The organism is Propionibacterium cyclohexanicum, from assembly GCF_900111365.1.
Taxonomy (GTDB): domain Bacteria; phylum Actinomycetota; class Actinomycetes; order Propionibacteriales; family Propionibacteriaceae; genus Propionibacterium; species Propionibacterium cyclohexanicum.
The window spans coordinates 37,189-53,883 of sequence record NZ_FOGZ01000014.1; the positions used below are offsets into that span (position 1 = coordinate 37,189).

Below are 16,695 nucleotides of genomic sequence, written 5' to 3' on the forward strand. Positions count from 1 at the left end.
CAACCGGGCTCGCGCCGGTCCGGTGCCGCGACGGCGGGACCGGGATCAGGTCCGGCATCGGCCCACGCCACGAGCGTCACATCTCCAGCGCAGTGTGCAGCCTCGAAAGCGTCCAGACCCGCTGGCTGTGGCAGGCCCGCAACGTGAGCCACAGGCACAGTGCACCGAAACCGGCCAGGACCAGCACATCCACCCAGACCATGCCGCTCGGTCCGCCAGCGATGAGCCTTCGGAGGCCGGCCACCGCATAGGTCATGGGTAAGATGGTGTGCAGCCCCTCGAAGAACGGTCCGGCGGTCTGGATCGGGTAGGTGGCCCCGGCCGCGCTCAGCTGCAGGACGAGCAGGATGAGGGCGAACAGCCTTCCGGGGGCGTGGAACATGGCGACGAGTGCCTGGTGGATCGAGGCAAAGACAACTCCGACCAATGCAGTGAACAGTACGGCTCCCCATGGATGTGCCGCATGGAGCCCCAGGACGAAGTGCATGAACGTCCACAGGACCAGCGCGCCGATCGTTCCGGCAAACACGCCGGGGAACCATCCCGCCACTGCCGACCGCCACGACGGGGCGGTGGACACCATGCCTCGCGGGGAAATCGGGCGGATCAGCATGTAGCAGACCATGCCGCCGACCCACAGCCCGATGCACAGGAAGTACGGCGCGAGTCCGGCCCCGTAACCAGCCACCGCGTTGTCCCGTGTCGCGGTGGCGTTCACCTGGTCGGCAGTGGCGGTGGCTCGGGTCATGCTCTGGGAGGCATCGGCGGCCGGCACGGAATTCGCACCGCCGGTGAGTTTCGAGGCCAATTCCTTGATGCCGTTGTCCACCGTGCCCAGCCCGCTCGCCAGGCTTCCGGCGCCGGTGGAGAGCTTCTCGGCCCCCTCTGCCAGCGAATCGACACCGGTGCTCAGCGCGGACGCGGCGCTGGCGAGCTGGCCCGAACCGGATGCCACCCGGCCAGCCCCCGAGCGCAGCGAGTCGGAGGAGGCCGACAGTGTGGACAGCCCCCTTGTCAGCGTGCCCGAACCGTCGCGCAGGCTCTGCGAGGACGCCGACAGATCGTTCAGCACGCCGAGCACGGTGGGGGAGCTGCCCTGCTTCGATGCGGAATCCGTGGTGCCACCGATGCTGGCGGCCAGCTGGGACGCCCCCTTGGCCAGGGCTGGAGCCCCGGTGGTGGGGTCGGCAAGTTTCTGCGCACCGGCTGCTGCCTGCTGGCTGCCGGCAAGCAGCTTCTTGCCACCGGCATCGAGCTGGGCAACGCTGCCGGACAGCTGTGCCGTCGAGCTCGACAGGGCGGAGGTGCCCGCTGCCAGCGCTGTCGCCGAGGAGGCGAGCGGGCCGTTCTCCTGGGTACTGAGCCTGCTCAACTGCTGGCACAGGGCATCGGCTGCGGTGTGCTCGGCGGCACATTCGGCGGCGAGCTCATCGACGCCCTGGGTGTACTTCGTCACTGCGCCGGCCAGGTCACCCGAACCCGTGACGAGCTGGTTCAGCTGATCACGCGCATGCTGGGAGTTGAGCGAGACGTCGAGGGCCGACAGTCCCTGCGACAGGGCCGCTGCGCCGGGGACCAGTTGTTCGGAGTGGGCGTCGGCAGCCGCCTGCGCCGAGCCCAGACCCTGCGAGAGCTCAGTGACGCCTGCCGACAGCGACTGGCTGCCCTGGCTCAGCGAACCAGCGGCTCCCTGCAACTGCGCGCCCTTCGCTGCCAGCTGGTCGACACCGCGGGTGTAACTGGTGATCCCCGCGGTGAGTTGTCCCGCGCCCACCGCCGCCTGGTCGGCCCCCTTCGTATAGCTGTCGACTCCCGAGTTGAGGCTGGCGGCACCACTGGACAGCGTGCTCGCGCCCTGTGACAGGTCTGCAGCGCCCGAGCGGGCGGTGGTAGCGCCCGAGGAGAGCGCTGCGGCACCCGAGGTGAGCTGGTCCGCCCCGGACAGGGCCTGACCGGCACCCGCGCCAAGGCTGTTCGCGCCCGATGCCGCCTGCCCCAACTGGGTGTGCAGATCGCCGAAGTTCAGGAAGACCTGGTTGAGAAAGCGCGTGCTCAGCGAGCGAGACAGACTTGACTGGATGCTGGCGGCCAGCTGGGTCGCCACACTTCCGGTGATGAAATTCGTCGCGTCATTGGTGCGCACGGTGAGCTGGGCCTGGTGGGGATCGCTGGTTCCCACTGTTGCCAGGGTCGACGAGAAATCGCTGGGGATCACCAACTCTGCCGCGTACTTCCCGCTTGTCAGTCCGGCGTCGGCGGCACTGCGGCTGGTCGAGGTCCAGTTGAAGCTCTTGGCAGCGGCCGTGGTGAGCTCCCGGGTGAGATCGGCCCCGGCATCGATGGTGGAACTCTGGCCGTTCTGGATGCTGGTGGCGGACACGTCCTCGTTGACGATCGCTGCCGGCACCCGGTGCAGATTGCCCACCGGGTCCCAGTTCGCCGAGAGATAGGCGAGCGCGTAGATCGTCGGCAGCACGAGAACGATGAGGATGGCCAGCCGTGTGAGCCTGGAGTGCCGGAAGCGGGCGAGTTCGAACGAGGTGAGGAAGTAGCGCATGGTGGTGTCCGATCAGCGAGTGGTGGACGAGGTGGAGGAGCTGGTTCGTGCCGCGAGCCGGCGTCCGGGCAGGTCGTAGATGAGCAGTTCGCGTCCGGCGATGTCAGCGAGGTCCTCGATCACGTCGGGGTCGAGCCCATCGTGTTCGCAGCTCGCGACGATGGTCAGTGGCTGCCCCGGGTGTGTGGCGCGAAGTGCCGTCAGCAGACCCCAGGCTCGCGCCCGGTCGTCCACGGCGCGCAGCTGGTCGACATCGTCGACGAGCAACAACTCGGGACCGTCCATCAGGGCGAGCAGTGTGCTCAATGTGAAGCGCTCCAGGGGCGTCAGATCAGCGATGCGCTCACTGCCTTGCAGCCGTGGCAGCAGGTCGGCGTCGCCCGGAATCGGTGTTCCGATGACGATCGCGTGGGCGCGGCGGGCGAGGGGCTCAGCTGCATCGAGCTGCGAGTTCATGGCGTCGATCGCCGCAGCGACGCGCGCGCTCCCAATCGAGAAGCCGAACCGGTGCAGCAACAACTGTTCAGCGACGTGTTGTTGGACACTCAGGGCCTGGTCCAGCTCGTTGAGCTGCGGGAACGGCCCAAGGGCCACCTGCCGGCGGATCTGTTTCATCTGGGTGCGCAGGTCAAAGCCGGCGACTCTCCCCGTTCCGGTGCTCGGCTTCATCCGCCCGCCGATCGTGAGGAGCACGCAGGTGCGTCCGCTCCCGACCGGGCCGTCGATGACCAGCAGACTGCCTGGGTTCGCCGTGAAGGAGATTGGCCCGTAGACCGTCTTCTTCTTCTGGAGCATCGCGAGATCGTCGATGACGAGCTCCTTGCCAGCCCGCTTCTTCGGGGCTTCGCCCGGGCTTGTTCGCGCCTGGGCGGCTGGCTTGTCAGGGTTTGGGCGCAGAGTATTCAAGGATGTGGAGACAGGCATGGGTTTCTCCTCGCGAGGAGCCGTACCGGAAGCGATACACGGCATTCCGACGACATGGCAGTGAGATGCACACTGTATTCGATACACATCGTATTGGATACATAGTGTATTCGATACGCAGTGTATGCACTTGCCATCCGCGGGCACAACAGGCAGCGTGCCCCGGCGAAGACGTCAGTCGGTCGTGGACGCTGGACGACCCGGGGTGGTGGGCTCCGCGGGGCCCGTTGCCCCGATGAGCAGCGCCGCGACCGTCGCCGCACAGGTTCGCATGGCGATGTCGCGGTCGACGTCGTTGAGATAGATCTGTTCCAGCCACCCGTTGATGATCGCGACGATGCTGGTCGCCAGGGAGCCGAGATCGACAGTTGCCCGCAATCCCAGCTCGTGGATTTCCTCATCCAGGATGCTGACGGTCTGCTCGTGCAGCCGGGCGTGAAACGCGATGTAGGGGCGCCTGGCCTCGGGGAGTCTCAGGGAGCGGGCAGCGATCTCGCGCACCAGCAGAAACCACTCGCGATCGGTCGGAATGATGAGAAGGTGATCGGCGACTCCACTCATGAGCTGCTTCTGGGTGGACGCCTCGGGGTCGCGCTTGACCATTGGCCCGCCGGCCGTGAGCAAGTCGTCGGCGCGCTTCTCGAAAAGGGCCACGAGGAGATCGTCCATGGAGCCGAAGTTCGAGTAGAACGCGCCACGGGTGAAGCCCGCGAGCTCACACACCGACTCCACCGAGACCGAGGTCAGCGAGTGCTCGCTGATCAGCGTGAAGGCAGCAGCGATGAGCCGCTCACGGGTTGCTGCCCGCCGCCTGCCCTGTTCCGTCATACCCGGCCCCCTGTGCGCACCGCCGCAAGATTCTATCGCCACAGTGCGCACAGCTTGGACATTCAGCCGGCTCTTCCGGCCCCGAGGGGGCCGAGCCAGGGCGTGAAGCCATCGTCGCACCGCTCCCAGTACTGGCCGCGCTCGGCGATCTCGTCATCGGTGAGCAGGCAGGCCCGAAAGGCCTCCTCGAGTTCGTCGCGCCCCTCGTCGATGCCGACGACGACGATTCTGGTCAACGGGCGGGTGTTGCCCCACGAGCCGGCCTGCCCGATCGACAGCTGGCCCCCGGCGCCGTCCCACTGGCAGGTCTGGGTGGGTCGGCTGGGCAGCCAGAAGCAGCCGCGTGCGCGCCGTGCCCCGGCGCCGAGAACCCTGATCGCCGCGTGGAGGCGATCAGGGTGGAAGGGTCGCGCAGAGGCCAGGTCGAGGACCCAGGGCTGAGCGTGGTGGTGGCGGGGCAACGGGCCGCGGCGCACCACCGCATTCCACTGCTCACAGCTCCGGTGGTCGTGGACCCCAGCCAGCAGGCCCGCCAGATCGAGTTCGCCGACCGATCCTGCCAACGCAATACCCGGGCGTCCGAGAGTCCGGATCAGCGCCCGCTCGCGACTCCCGGCATCGGGGCAGACCACGGCATCGGCGCACTCCACCATCGCCGAGGCGGTCTCTGCGACACCGCGCAGGTCGTCCTCGCGCACCGGCAGCTCGCGCTCGTCAAGGTAGTCAGGCCCCACCAGATCGTCGCAGGCAGTGCTGCCCTCCAGCGCCACGACCGATGCGGCCAGCCGCACATGGGGTGCCCTGCCCGGATTCGCATGGAGCGCCCGGCAGACCTGCATGGCCTCGACCGTCGCCGGCAACTGGGCGATCACCGCCTCGTACGTGTGTTGAGTGCTCAACCGCTCGAGCGTCGCGATGAGATCGGCTCGCACCGTGCAGTCCAGACAGGCATCGGTCATGTCCAGCTCGACTCGCTCGAGCACCTCGTGTTCGTCGCAGACTGTTCTGGTGAGCGTTTCTCGCCGGGGATCGAAATGATGGCGCACGACCGCCAGGCCAGGCACATACCACTGCATGACAGTGGTGGTGGTGGCCATTGATGTCTCGGTCAGCCCGCTGACCAGGACGACTTTCGTTGCCCGGCCACCCGATTCGTCATCCCTCATCCCTGGCGCGCCTTGAGCCGGGGGTTCTTCTTGTTGATCACATACACCCGGCCGCGCCGGTGGACGATCTGGGAGCCCGGCTGGTTCTTCAGCGAGCGCAGTGAGTTGCGGACCTTCATCGGTGGTCTCCTTCGTTTTCTTGATTGCTGGCACGTACATCTGTGAGTTGCATGTCTGCCTGCGTGGCCGGCGTGCTCTTGGCCGCTGTGTCCGTCTTCTGGAAGCGGCCGGTGCCGTACCGGCGGTTGAAACGCTCGATGCGCCCCTCGGTGTCGACGATCTTGTCCCGGCCCGTCCAGAAGGGGTGGCTGGCCGATGAGATCTGCACGTCGATCAGTGGGTAGACGCCGCCGTCGAAGTCGATCGTCTTCTCCGAGGTGAGTGTGGATCCGGTGCGGAAGATCAGGCCGGCCGCGCGGTCGCGGAAGACAACCTGGTGGTAGTCGGGATGGATGAGTGCTTGCATGACACCTGCTATCTTATGTGAGAATGAGTCTCATTATACATAGGAGGAATGATGGCACGCACCTGTCAGGTCACCGGGGCACGCCCCGGGTTCGGGAACAACGTCTCGCACTCACACCGGCGGACCCGCCGGCGCTTCGACGTGAATGTGCAGGACAAGAGCTATTGGGTGCCGAGTCTCGGCCGTCGGGTGAGTCTGCGGCTGACACCCCGCGCGATGCGCACCATTGACCATCGGGGAATCGACGCCGTCATCCAGGAGATGGTGCGGGCCGGAGCGAAGATCTGATGGCCTCGTCGGGCAAGGACCTTCGTCCCCTGGTCAAACTGCGGTCCAGCGCCGGAACCGGCTATACCTATGTGACGCGCAAGAACCGCCGCAACAACCCTGAGCGCCTCGTATTGCGAAAGTACGATCCCGTAGTCCGCCGCCATGTGGAGTTCAGGGAATCGCGCTGAGCTGGTCAGCGGTCAGCATTTTTCTGCGTTCACAGCGCAGCTGCGAGCGCTTCGGCCAACTCGCCCGGTGACCCAAAGCCCGGTGACCCAAAGCCCGGTGACATGGTGTCCTAAGACGTGGTGACACTAGACATGGTGACGCTGGGTCAGGGCTTCATCGCGGCGTACGGGTGAACACCAGTCCCGAGTCATCGGTGAGCTGGGCGAAGAAACCGGCTCCCAGATCGGATGTCACATCGGTGAAGCTGCTGTTCTGCAGTCCGGAGATCTGGGCCGGCTTGGCATGGGTGAACCGCAGGCTGCTGAAGTTGATCCGGGTCGGCGGAGCCGACGCGAGCCCGGTGATCGCTATTCCGGGGCCGCTCGTCGTGTCGATCGTGCATCCGGACACGGAAATGTCGTGGAAGAGCGGTCCATCAGTGGCATTTGCTGTGCTGGCGGCCTGCGATTGTGGATAGCGGCCGGTGACGACGAATGGCTCCCCCTGTTCCTCGGTGATGTCCGACAGAGCGCTGTTGCGGAAGATGATGTCATGGACACCCCCGCCATTTCCCGCCGATGACTTCACGCGTAATCCGCTCGCGGAGCCATTGACGACATTGTCTTCGGCCAGCACCTGCGAAATGCCGGCGGCAGTGCCGCTCCCGAGCGCCAACGCGGCGTGCCCGTGGCGGAAATAGTTGTCGAAGACCCACACATCCGACACAGGTTGTTCCTTCTCGCCCTCGGTGCCATACCCGGCATTGAGGTCGACGGAGTCGTCGCCGGTGTCGAAGATGCTGTCCAGCACGTCCAGACCCTGGCTGTTCGCGAAGTCGATACCGTCGCCATTGTTGGTGTCGTAGGAGTCAACGGTGAGCCCGTCAAGGGTGACAGTGTGAGAATCGTTGACGGTGAGAACGTGCATGGACGGATTGACCAGGCTCAGCCCGCCGCCCACATACAGGCCCGTGGTGTGGCGAACCGAGATCAGGCTCGAGCGCCATTGATAGGCCTTGCTTGCACTGGCATTCAGCGCACTGCGCGCATAGGCATCCTGGGCTGCGGCGAGCAGCCCGGTGGAGACCACGGTGGAGTCATTGCCCTTGGCGAACTGCTGTTGTGCCACGGTCTTCCAGCCCTGGCCGTTGATGGTGCCGCCGCCGATGATCCGGATGTCCCTGACCTCCTCTGCATCGGATCCCGCGCTGATCAGGGGTTTCGGCTGGGCGGAGTCAGGGCTGCGATAGTCCGTGGCCACGGTGCTGCCGAGCAGGGTGCCTTCCACGTCGAGGGTGAGCTGGCTCTTCAGTTGAAGAGGACCGCTGAGAAAAGTCTTGCCAGCAGGCAGCAGGACGGTGCCACCGGCTGGGCTCGCGTCGATGGCCCGTTGGATCGCTGCGGTGTCATCGTGCGTGCCGTCACCTGTGGCCCCCATTGACAGCACATCGGTGATGGAGGACGCAGCAGCTGTCGTGATGGTCAGTTCCTTGCCAAAGGGGTGGCTCTGCCCGTGCTCGTCCAGTGCCTCAACCGAGAAGCTGTGGGTGGTGAGGGGAGCCAGCCCGGTAACGGTGACATAGCGCGTCGCTGTGGTGTAGGCCGCGCTGTTGTCCGGATCTGCCCGGAAAGCAGCCAGAGCCGATTGCGCTGCTGTGTGGTCCTGCCCGCTTTCCCCGATGTCGTGACCGTCGCGCTGGAGGCGGTAACCGGCGATTGGCCAGGACACCTGTGGAGCGGTCCACGCCAGTGTGAGACCGGTGGGCCCGGTGGTGCCGGGTACTGCGAGCAGGGTGCCCGAGGCCTGCCAGGGCGCTGGGCTCGTGTCGGCTGGGCTCGCGCTGGCGTGCTGTGTGCCGCCGGTGCCGTCCAGTGTGTGCCTCGTGACGAGGATCGAGACAGCACCCACACACAGGGCTGTGACAAGGACGAGCGCCACGATCCAGCATCGTCTGTGCGGCAATTCGCTCACGCTCCCCGTTGGCCACCCGGTGCCGGTCGTGCTCCAGCCGACGCACCGGAAACTGTCGCCACTGTAGCCAGGGATTCAGGGCGGACCTGGTGAGCCAGCTGTCAGGCCACCAGGGTGCGGTCAGCGGTGGACGAGGCGAAGAAAGGAAGTCGCGGGAAAGTCCGCCGACTCGAAGTCTCTTCGCCTGCACCAGCAGTCGCATCGTCACCAGCAGGGGTCGCCGGTCGCCTATGTGGCGGCAAAGACACGAATAGCGGGCGACCGGCGGCGTGGGAAGCCTATCGGTGTGAGGCTGGCCCCCACGCCATTCTCCTGTCGGTGAGATGAATTCCACATGTCATTGCGGGGAATATCGGGGGAAGCACCGGCTCGATGCTGTCAGGACAACAGGACTCAGGTTGACGAGCAAGGGCTACGGAAGCGTAACCTACGGGAGAGTCAACGTGGGTGCTGTCGGGCGGCTGCGCAGGAGTTCGTCCCTGGCCGGTCGCTGGCCCAAGGGTCGATGGTGAGAAGCTGGTGACGTAGGCATGCGCTTGAAGGTGGACCGGAGTACAGGAAAGTTGACCGGGGCACTTGATGTGCCAGTCTCGAAGTATCACGTGCACAGGGCACTCATGTTGGCAGCGCTCGCCCCGGGGGTGAGCCGGATCACGGGACGTTCACGAACCCGGCAGGTGGGCTGGACCATCGACGCATTGCGCCATCTGGGCGTGCAGGTCGACGTCGGTGGAGACGAGTACATCGTGCACGGTGTGGGCGGGCACTTCGTGGCCAGCGGCTCCGTCGCCGGCGGGCCAGACGCGGGTGTCATCGACATCGGCTCGTCGGGCACCACCTTGTACTTCCTCGCAGGCCTGGTCAGCTTGGCCGCCACCCCGGTGACCGTCACCGGCATGAAGTACGTTCAGCGCCGTCCGATCCGTGCGCTGCTCCAGGCGCTGCTGGACATGGGCGTCGACCTGAGATCGGTACGCGATGACTGGTGCATCCCGGTGACCGTCCAGCCTGGCGCACCGACCGGTGGCGAGGTCTCCATCAAGGGCACCCTCTCCCAGTGGGTCAGCGGCCTGCTCATTCTTGCTCCCTTCGCGACGAGGGACACCACGGTGCACATCGTCGACGGCCCGCTCAACGAGCGCACCTATGTCGACCTCACAGTGCGCATGATGCGGCACTGGGGATTCGTCGTGGAACCCGACGAGGAGTACCAGAACTTCTTCATCCCCGCTGGTCAGACCGGCCATGCCGCCGAGTACACGGTGCCCGCCGATATCGGCGCCGCGGCCTTCGGGGTGGCCGTCGCGGCGCTGCACCCCAGCGACGTGCTCTTCCGCGGACAGCGCGCCGTCGTCGCCGCACAGGCCGATCACCCCGAGGCCGAGTTCCTCGATATCGCCGCTCAGATGGGCGTGGCCATGAACCGCGACGAGCAGACCGGCTTCCTGAGAGTGCGCAGCGACGGCGCAGCCCTCAAGCCCATCGACGTCAACTGCCGCAATGTCCCCGACCTGCTGCCCGTGTTGTCCACGATGGCCACCTTCGCGGACGGCGAGAGCCGGCTGAGCGAGGTGGGCCACATCCGGCTCAAGGAATGCGACCGGGTGGCCGCGATGCTCCAGATCAACCGCCTGGGAGGTCAGCTGGTGCAGCACGAGGACGAGCTGCTCATCAACGGCCCGGCGAGCCTGCACGGTGCGGAGCTGTCCTCCTTCAATGACCACCGGGTGCTCATGTCGCTGGCCGTCGCAGCCACCCGTGCGGAGGGCTCGTCGACCCTCACCTATCCGCGCGCCTACCGGATCTCCTATCCGGAGTTCCTGGAGCAGATGAACGGGATAGGTCTGTCGATGTCGGTGATCCCCAACTCGGCGACCGATGCCGCTGACATGGACAGTGCGGTCGGCTCGGAGGATCGTGCGAAGGCAGCCACGCCCCGTGAGCTGCCCGCCGGGCAGTCCGAGCACCTCACCAGCGCCGCCCCCCAACCCCACCTGGTGCTCAGCAGGGCCGTTCGCGAGCTGGCAGGCTCGCGTCCCCATGATGCGGGCGTCATCGAGGTGGGTGGCGAGCAGCCGGTCGTCACGAGCTGGTCGCAGCTGCAATCCCAGGCCGACAAGGTGTCCGCTCTGCTGCTCGAGCTGGGCGTGCAGCGCGGCGAGGCAGTCGCCCTGCAGTTGCCCAACTGGGTGGAGTTCGTTGCGGTGACACTCGGCATCATGCAGATCGGTGCGCTGGTCACGCCGATCATGCCGGTCTTCGGGCCCCACGAGATCGCGAAAATCCTCACCCGTTCCGCCGCCCGGGTGATCTTCATCCCCGATGCCTTCCGCCATCAGGACAATCCCCAAGACCTCATCGATGCCGCCAAGGAACCAGGCGCAAAGCTGAAGATCGAGCAGGTCATCGTGGTCCGCGCCACGGCCCGCGACGAGCGTCCGGTGACCATCACCACCCCGCCCGTGCCGGCAGAGGCGATGACGGACACCCGTACCCGGCACTGGACCTGGCGCTACTACCGGGAGGCGATCGGCAGCCAGCATCCGCATGTGGAGGACATCCTCGCGCGCACCCCCTCCCCCGACGACCCCTGTCAGCTGCTGTTCACCTCGGGCACCACAGGGGAGCCCAAGGGCGTGCTGCACGCCCACCGCGCCTTGTCCACCGCGGTGTCGATGGAGATCGAGCACCTGGGGATGAATGCCGGCGATCGCATCTACGTGCCCACCCCGATGGCCCACCAGACCGGCTTCCTCTACGGACTGCTGCTTGCCTGGCAGCTGCGCGTCGCGGCGGTCGTCCAGCCCATCTGGGACGCGCGGATCGCCCTCGACCAGGCATTCGGCCAGGCCGGTGCCTCCTTCGTCCAGGCAGCCACCCCCTTCCTGGCCGACACAGTGGCCCAGGTGAAGGCAGGCGCGCCGGCACCCGAATCGCTGCGGATCTTCGTCGCCACCGGCGCCGCGGTGCCTCGCGCGCTCGCCCATGAGGCCACCGATGTGCTGCACGCCGCGGTGCTCGGCGCCTTCGGGACCACAGAATCGTGTCTCGGTGCGCTGTCCACTCCGCAGGATGCTCCCCAGGAGGCCTGGGGCTCCGACGGGCGCGCACTTCCCGGTATCGAGCTGCGGATCCGCGACGACCATGGCACCGTGCTGCCCCCCGGGCAGGAGGGCAACTTCGAGATCCACTCGCCGACCCTGTTCATCGGCTATCTCGAGCGTCCCGAGCTCACCGCTGAAGTCTTCACCGAGGACGGCTGGTTCCGCACCGGAGACCTGGCCACCCTCGATGAGCACGGCTTCTTGCACATCACGGGCCGCGTCAAGGACGTCATCAACCGCGGGGGCGAGAAGATCCCCGTCGTCGAGATCGAGAACCTGCTCTTCCAGCATCCGTTGATCGCCGACGCGGCTGTTGTCGCCATGCCCGACCCGCGCCTGGGAGAGCGGGCCTGCGCGTTCGTCGTGCCGGCCGGTGACGAGAGGCTCGGCTTCGAGCAGATGCAGCACTATCTGGGGGAGCGCGGCCTGTCGAAGTACTACTGGCCCGAGCGGCTGGAATACACCGACGCGCTGCCGCGCAACATCGTGGGAAAGATCCAGAAGAACGTGCTCAGGGAGCGTGCCAAGCACCTGAGCGTCCAAGGGAAGAAGTGAACGGGATGGACGACGCGACATTCGCGAAGCTGAAGGACGAGGTGGCCGCCTGGGTCGCCGGGCCGGGCGAGGAATGGTCCGAGCAGATCGAGAAGGAGGGCGCTGTCGCGCCTGCGCTCGTGGACGAACTGCGCCAGCGCGGCTATCTCTCGCTGGCAGCACCGGAGAGACTCGGCGGGCGGGGGGTGGGTTTCTCCCGCTTCCTGCTTCTCATGGAGCTGTTCAGCCGCCTGCACGCCTCCATCCGGATGCTGGTGCACGTGAACAACGGCATCTGGCGTGCCATCGACAAGTACGCCACCGCCCAGCAGCGCGAGGAGATCGTCATCCCCACCGTGCAGGGACGCAAGCGGATCGCCTTCACTCTCACCGAGGCCGACTCGGGCACCGGGGCGGACATCCGCACCACTGTGCGTCGCGAAGGCGACCACTATCTGCTCAACGGCGAGAAGCATCTCATCACCTTCGGGGTGAGCTGCGACTACTGGCTGCTCGCCGCCCGTCTGGAGGGCACCACGGGCCATGACGGCACCGTCGCGCTGCTCGTGCCGAACACGGGGCTGCCCGGTGCCGAGGTGATCGACGATTCCCGCACCATGGGCATCGCCGGAACCGACCACGCCATCTTGCACTTCCACGACACTCCGGTCCCGGTCAGCGCCCTGGTCGGCGAGGAGGGACAGGGTCTGGAGGTCGCGCTCGGCGGTTTCCTGCTGCCGAGCCGGATCTCGGTGGCAATGAGCTGCGTGGGCCTGGCCGAGCGTGCCCAGCAGCTGGCCGTCGATTTCGCCAAGGAAAGGGTCACCTTCGGCAAGCCGCTCGCCAAGCGCCAGGCGATCCAGTTCATGCTGGCCCGCAACTACGCCTCCATCAAGGCCGCCCGCGAGCTCGTCCTGGTGGCCGGGAAGGGCTTCGAGGAGGGCCGCCCGGATGCCGGGGCGCTGTCCAGCGCATCCAAGATCGTTGCTGTCGACATGCTCTCGCAGGTCACCGACAACGCGCTGCAGGTCTTCGGCGGGCGCGGATATCTCAAGCGCTCCACCATCGAGCGGGTCTACCGCGACGCCCGCGCCCAGCGCTTCGAGGAGGGCAGCAACGAGGTGCAGTCGCTCATCGTCGCCCGTGCCGTGCTGGATGGCACCGCGCAGTACGAATGACGCCGGGCCCAGGTGCCCTCGAGACCGCCACAGGTGAACTGGTAGGCATGGACAGACATGAGCAATCCAGATCGGACAGGAGAGCAAAGCCAATGAATGCACCCAGGGTGGCCGTCATCACGGGCAGCTCGCGCGGAATCGGCAAGGTGCTTGCCCTGCGGCTGGCACGGCGCGGTGTCGAGGTGGTCGTGAACTACAAGGCCAACGCCGAACTCGCGGAGCAGACCCTCGAGGAGGTCAGGGCGGCTGGTTCCGATGGCCTCACCGTGCAGGCCGATATCGAGACCGTCGAGGGTGTCGAGGCGCTGTTCGACAGCGTCACCGAGCACTACCCGCGGATCGATGCCTTCGTCTCGAATGCGGCGGCGAGTGCCTTCAAGGCGATTGACGCCATCAAGCCGCACCACATCGAGCGCAGCTTCGACATGAACGTGCGTCCCTTCATCCTGGGGACGCAGCGAGCCGTGCGCCTCATGCCCGACGGGGGCCGGATCGTCGTTGTGACCAGCTACGGCTCCAGCCGCGCCTTCCCCACCTATGCGCTGCTCGGTGCCGCGAAGGCAGCCGACGAGGCCCTGGTGCGCTACATGGCCACCGAATACGGGCCGAGGGGCGTCACGGTGAATGCCGTGAACGGCGGCCTCATCGACACCGACTCGCTCGACTTCTTCTACCACCGCGTACCGGGCATGGCACCGATGGAGAGCGTGATCGAGAAGATCCCGCTGAGGCGTCCTGGCAAGGCCGAGGACATGGCGGCGGCAGTCGACTTCCTGCTCTCGCAGGATGCCGGCTATATCTCTGGTCAGGTGATCCATGTGGACGGCGGACTGACCGTCGTCGCACCGCCCTACTGGTCGGACACGAGCTCGCCGCTGCGTGACGCGGTGGAGCGGCCGTCCTACGACACGCAGAGATGAGGGGCGTCGCGCCCGCTCTCGGGCTGCGTTCGGCGCGCGAGGGCGCGGAGCCCATCGACCCGGATCCGGTGGCGGTGCCCTGGCAGTTCGGCTCGTTGCGGGTGCCCAGCAGGCTGCTCATGGGCAGCATGCACACCGGCTTCGAACGCGAAGGGGCTCGGTTGGGGGCCTTCTACCGTGAGCGGGTCGAGGGCGGCGCAGGTCTCATCATCACCGGTGGCTATGCCGTGGAATCGCGGGGCCGTTCCGTCGCGGACGACATCGATTTCAGCTCCCCCGAGGTCGACGAGCCGCTGGCCGAGTCGGTGCGCTGCGTTCACGAGGCCGGTGGTCTCATCGCGGTCCAGCTGTTCCATGCCGGGCGCTACTCGCGCGGCCCGGGGGGCCCCACGGATCCGCCGATCGCTCCCACGGCGCTGCCCTGGCGCTCGGCCCGCGGGGTGATGCCCCGCGAGATGAACGCGGAGGACATCGCGGCGGTCATCGAGGCATTCGCAGCTGCTGCCCGGCATGCCGAACGCCTCGGCTACGACGCGGTCGAGATCTCCGCGTCCGAGGGCTATCTCATCAATGAATTCTGCTCGCCGCTCACCAACAGGCGCGATGACGAGTGGGGTGGCGATCCCGCTCGCCGTCTTCGATTTGCCTGCGAGGTCCTCGCAGCCGTCCGCGCTGCAACGCGTCTTCCCTTGTCAGTACGCATTTCCGGGGACGATCTGATGCCCGGCTCCACCACCCCCGAGCAGGTCGATGAGCTGGCTCGGCTGCTGGTGGAGGAGGGCGCCGACGCGATCAGTGTCGGGGTGGGCTGGCACGAGTCGACCACCCCTACCGTGCAGTACTCGGTGCCGCACGGTGCCTGGCTCGGGGTGGACGACCGGGTGGCCACGGCAGTGCCCGGCACTGCGGTGATCGGCAGCAACCGGGTGCTCAACTATCGAGAGGCCCAGCTGGCGCTCGACAGCTCCTCGCTCACTGCCATCGCCATCGCGCGCCCCTTCCTCGCCGACCCGCACGTGGCGCGCGGACCGCAGTTCACCGCGATCGCCTGTATCGGCTGTGACGAGGCATGCATCGACCGTTCGCTGTTCGGCAAGCCGATCTCCTGCCTGGTCAATCCGCGAGCCGGTTTCGAGACGCAGCTGCCTGCCGGTCGGGTCGCGGTACCCAAACGCCTTGCCGTCGTGGGCTCGGGTCCGGCCGGGCTGTGCGCCGCTTTCGACGCGGCGAGTCGAGGGCACCAGGTGACCCTCTTCGAGAGGTCCGATGAGTTCGGGGGCCAACTGAGGCTGGCCTCCTTGGTGCATGCCAAACAGGACTACGGCGACGGGATCAGCAGCTGGGTGGCCCGGCTACGCCACATGGGCGCTACCTTGCTCACCGGCATCGAGCCTGGTACCGAGCAGCTGGCGGACTTCGACGCAGTGCTCGTCGCGACCGGCGTGCAGGCTCGTGAACCCGAACTCGACGTCGATGGATCCGTGCGAGTGCTCGACTATGCCTCCGCCCTGGAGCTGGCACCGGCCGACCCACGAGGCCAGGGCGCCGACCTCGGCCGGGTGCTCATCATCGGCGGTGGCGGAGTCGCCGTCGACGTCGGTGCGACGCTGCTGGCCAGGTCGAGCTCGATGACGCTGATCCGCCGCGGCACGAAGCACTTCGCCGCAGGCACCAGTCCGACGACACGCTGGATCCCCTTGGGGGATCTCCATGCGGCCAACGCGCAGCTTCTCCAGGAGGCGACGCTCATCAGGGTGCGCGATCACCTCGCCTACCTCGAGGTGGCCGGGCAGGCACGCAGGATCGAGGTCGACACGGTCGTGGTGGCCGCCGGCTCGACCCCGCTGGTCGGGGTCGACCTGGATGCGCTGGCCCGTGCCGGTGTGCCATTCCGGGTGGTCGGAGGTGCCCGCAATGCCGACAGGCTCGATGCGGTGCGCTCGACGAGCGAGGGTGTGCGCGCGGTGCGCGAGTTGCTGGATGGCGTCGAAGGATAACCGGAACGGGAGCTCTCCCCGCCTTCCGGCGTGGCCCGTGCGGCTCAGCCGCGCTCGGGGTGGAGCCCGCGGGGGGCATCCACCAGGATGCAGGTGACCCGGGATGTGCTCACCAGGTGAGCGTCCTCGCCACTGACCGTCACATTGTAGGTGGCGATCGTGCGTCCCAGATGGATGGCCTCGGCGAGTGCCGTGACACGCCCGGCAGTGGCCCCGCAGTGGTGGGTGGTGTTCACTTCCAGGCCGAGCGCGATCTTTCCCAGGCTGCGGGCATGCAGGGAAGCAGCGCGCGAGGCGGTCTCCTCGCACAACAGGATGGTGGCGCCGCCGGCCAGCCGCCCGAATGGCTGGGTATTGGGCGCCACCGACATGCTCGCCTCGGCGCGCTGGGGGCTCACCTCGCCTATCTCGATGCCCATGAAGCGCATGAGTGGTGTGGGGTCGGTCATGGCGTCCAGCGGTTCAAGCGTGCTCACCAGTCGTCTCCGTTCGTCAATGGTTCAACGACTGTCAACGGTAGTGGCGAGGCGAAGGTCTGCTCCATGACGGTGTCATTCGCAATGGGTGGACGGGACCGGCGGCTGTGGCGTCCCCGGCGTTCAGGGCCCATGA

The 16,695-nt window shown here is 66.9% G+C and carries 13 protein-coding genes and 1 pseudogene; 6 read left to right on the forward strand and 8 right to left on the reverse strand.

Annotation, left to right across the window (positions count from 1 at the left end; all coding sequences use genetic code 11):
* Positions 1 to 76 precede the first annotated feature (76 nt).
* From BMX93_RS07770 to BMX93_RS07795, 6 genes and pseudogenes are all read right to left on the reverse strand, one after another.
* Positions 77 to 2,557 carry a YhgE/Pip domain-containing protein gene (locus tag BMX93_RS07770; RefSeq protein WP_091969777.1) on the reverse strand — a complete coding sequence of 827 codons (2,481 nt, stop codon included), beginning with the start codon at positions 2,555 to 2,557 and terminating at the stop codon, positions 77 to 79.
* A 12-nt stretch (positions 2,558 to 2,569) separates the two neighbouring features.
* Complete coding sequence (locus BMX93_RS07775) at positions 2,570 to 3,481, reverse strand: ATP-binding cassette domain-containing protein (RefSeq protein ID WP_177170131.1); 912 nt, start codon at positions 3,479 to 3,481, stop codon at positions 2,570 to 2,572.
* A 174-nt stretch (positions 3,482 to 3,655) separates the two neighbouring features.
* Positions 3,656 to 4,309 carry a TetR/AcrR family transcriptional regulator gene (locus BMX93_RS07780; protein WP_091969780.1) on the reverse strand — a complete coding sequence of 218 codons (654 nt, stop codon included), beginning with the start codon at positions 4,307 to 4,309 and terminating at the stop codon, positions 3,656 to 3,658.
* 62 nt (positions 4,310 to 4,371) lie between these two features.
* Positions 4,372 to 5,475: a CobW family GTP-binding protein gene (locus tag BMX93_RS07785; protein WP_091969782.1), complete on the reverse strand. Its 1,104-nt coding sequence runs from the start codon at positions 5,473 to 5,475 to the stop codon at positions 4,372 to 4,374.
* Positions 5,472 to 5,594: a type B 50S ribosomal protein L36 gene (ykgO, locus tag BMX93_RS07790; protein ID WP_091969784.1), complete on the reverse strand. Its 123-nt coding sequence runs from the start codon at positions 5,592 to 5,594 to the stop codon at positions 5,472 to 5,474. The genes BMX93_RS07785 and ykgO overlap by 4 nt, the downstream gene beginning before the upstream one ends.
* 113 nt (positions 5,595 to 5,707) lie before the next feature.
* Positions 5,708 to 5,941 (reverse strand): annotated as a pseudogene (locus tag BMX93_RS07795) (type B 50S ribosomal protein L31); the annotation flags it as partial.
* 51 nt (positions 5,942 to 5,992) lie between these two features.
* On the opposite strand from BMX93_RS07795, the gene rpmB reads away from it, so the two are divergent.
* Together rpmB and rpmG are read left to right on the forward strand one after the other, a co-directional pair.
* Positions 5,993 to 6,229, forward strand: coding sequence for a 50S ribosomal protein L28 (rpmB, locus tag BMX93_RS07800; protein WP_091969844.1), 237 nt, complete (start codon positions 5,993 to 5,995; stop codon positions 6,227 to 6,229).
* Positions 6,229 to 6,399, forward strand: coding sequence for a 50S ribosomal protein L33 (gene rpmG / locus BMX93_RS07805; RefSeq protein WP_091969788.1), 171 nt, complete (start codon positions 6,229 to 6,231; stop codon positions 6,397 to 6,399). Before rpmB ends, rpmG begins: the two co-directional genes overlap by 1 nt.
* Before the next feature lie 154 nt (positions 6,400 to 6,553).
* Here the strand turns inward: rpmG and BMX93_RS07810 are convergent, their stop codons facing one another.
* Complete coding sequence (locus BMX93_RS07810; protein WP_091969790.1) at positions 6,554 to 8,317, reverse strand: glycosyl hydrolase family 28 protein; 1,764 nt, start codon at positions 8,315 to 8,317, stop codon at positions 6,554 to 6,556.
* Positions 8,318 to 8,880: 563 nt separating this feature from the next.
* Between BMX93_RS07810 and aroA the strand changes: the two genes are divergently transcribed.
* The 4 genes from aroA to BMX93_RS07830 all read left to right on the forward strand — a co-directional run bounded on the left by aroA (position 8,881) and on the right by BMX93_RS07830 (position 16,083).
* Positions 8,881 to 12,009, forward strand: a complete 3,129-nt coding sequence (gene aroA, locus BMX93_RS07815; protein WP_091969792.1) for a 3-phosphoshikimate 1-carboxyvinyltransferase — start codon at positions 8,881 to 8,883, stop codon at positions 12,007 to 12,009.
* Positions 12,010 to 12,014: 5 nt separating this feature from the next.
* Positions 12,015 to 13,166, forward strand: coding sequence for an acyl-CoA dehydrogenase family protein (locus BMX93_RS07820; RefSeq protein WP_091969794.1), 1,152 nt, complete (start codon positions 12,015 to 12,017; stop codon positions 13,164 to 13,166).
* Between the two features lie 92 nt (positions 13,167 to 13,258).
* Entirely contained in the window at positions 13,259 to 14,086 is an 828-nt protein-coding gene (locus tag BMX93_RS07825) for an SDR family oxidoreductase (protein WP_091969796.1), read from the forward strand.
* Positions 14,083 to 16,083: an FAD-dependent oxidoreductase gene (locus BMX93_RS07830; protein ID WP_091969798.1), complete on the forward strand. Its 2,001-nt coding sequence runs from the start codon at positions 14,083 to 14,085 to the stop codon at positions 16,081 to 16,083. Before BMX93_RS07825 ends, BMX93_RS07830 begins: the two co-directional genes overlap by 4 nt.
* A gap of 44 nt (positions 16,084 to 16,127) precedes the next feature.
* Here the strand turns inward: BMX93_RS07830 and BMX93_RS07835 are convergent, their stop codons facing one another.
* Positions 16,128 to 16,559 (reverse strand): PaaI family thioesterase, encoded by a 432-nt coding sequence (locus BMX93_RS07835; protein ID WP_218139273.1) that lies wholly within the window; start codon positions 16,557 to 16,559, stop codon positions 16,128 to 16,130.
* Positions 16,560 to 16,695 lie beyond the last annotated feature (136 nt).

Coding starts and splice junctions, on each gene's coding strand:
- BMX93_RS07770 (WP_091969777.1), bottom strand. CDS start 2,557: ATGCGCTACTTCCTCACCTCGTTCGAACTCGCCCGCTTCCGGCACTCC.
- BMX93_RS07775 (WP_177170131.1), bottom strand. CDS start 3,481: ATGCCTGTCTCCACATCCTTGAATACTCTGCGCCCAAACCCTGACAAG.
- BMX93_RS07780 (WP_091969780.1), bottom strand. CDS start 4,309: ATGACGGAACAGGGCAGGCGGCGGGCAGCAACCCGTGAGCGGCTCATC.
- BMX93_RS07785 (WP_091969782.1), bottom strand. CDS start 5,475: ATGAGGGATGACGAATCGGGTGGCCGGGCAACGAAAGTCGTCCTGGTC.
- ykgO (WP_091969784.1), bottom strand. CDS start 5,594: ATGAAGGTCCGCAACTCACTGCGCTCGCTGAAGAACCAGCCGGGCTCC.
- rpmB (WP_091969844.1), top strand. CDS start 5,993: ATGGCACGCACCTGTCAGGTCACCGGGGCACGCCCCGGGTTCGGGAAC.
- rpmG (WP_091969788.1), top strand. CDS start 6,229: ATGGCCTCGTCGGGCAAGGACCTTCGTCCCCTGGTCAAACTGCGGTCC.
- aroA (WP_091969792.1), top strand. CDS start 8,881: ATGCGCTTGAAGGTGGACCGGAGTACAGGAAAGTTGACCGGGGCACTT.
- BMX93_RS07820 (WP_091969794.1), top strand. CDS start 12,015: ATGGACGACGCGACATTCGCGAAGCTGAAGGACGAGGTGGCCGCCTGG.
- BMX93_RS07825 (WP_091969796.1), top strand. CDS start 13,259: ATGAATGCACCCAGGGTGGCCGTCATCACGGGCAGCTCGCGCGGAATC.
- BMX93_RS07830 (WP_091969798.1), top strand. CDS start 14,083: ATGAGGGGCGTCGCGCCCGCTCTCGGGCTGCGTTCGGCGCGCGAGGGC.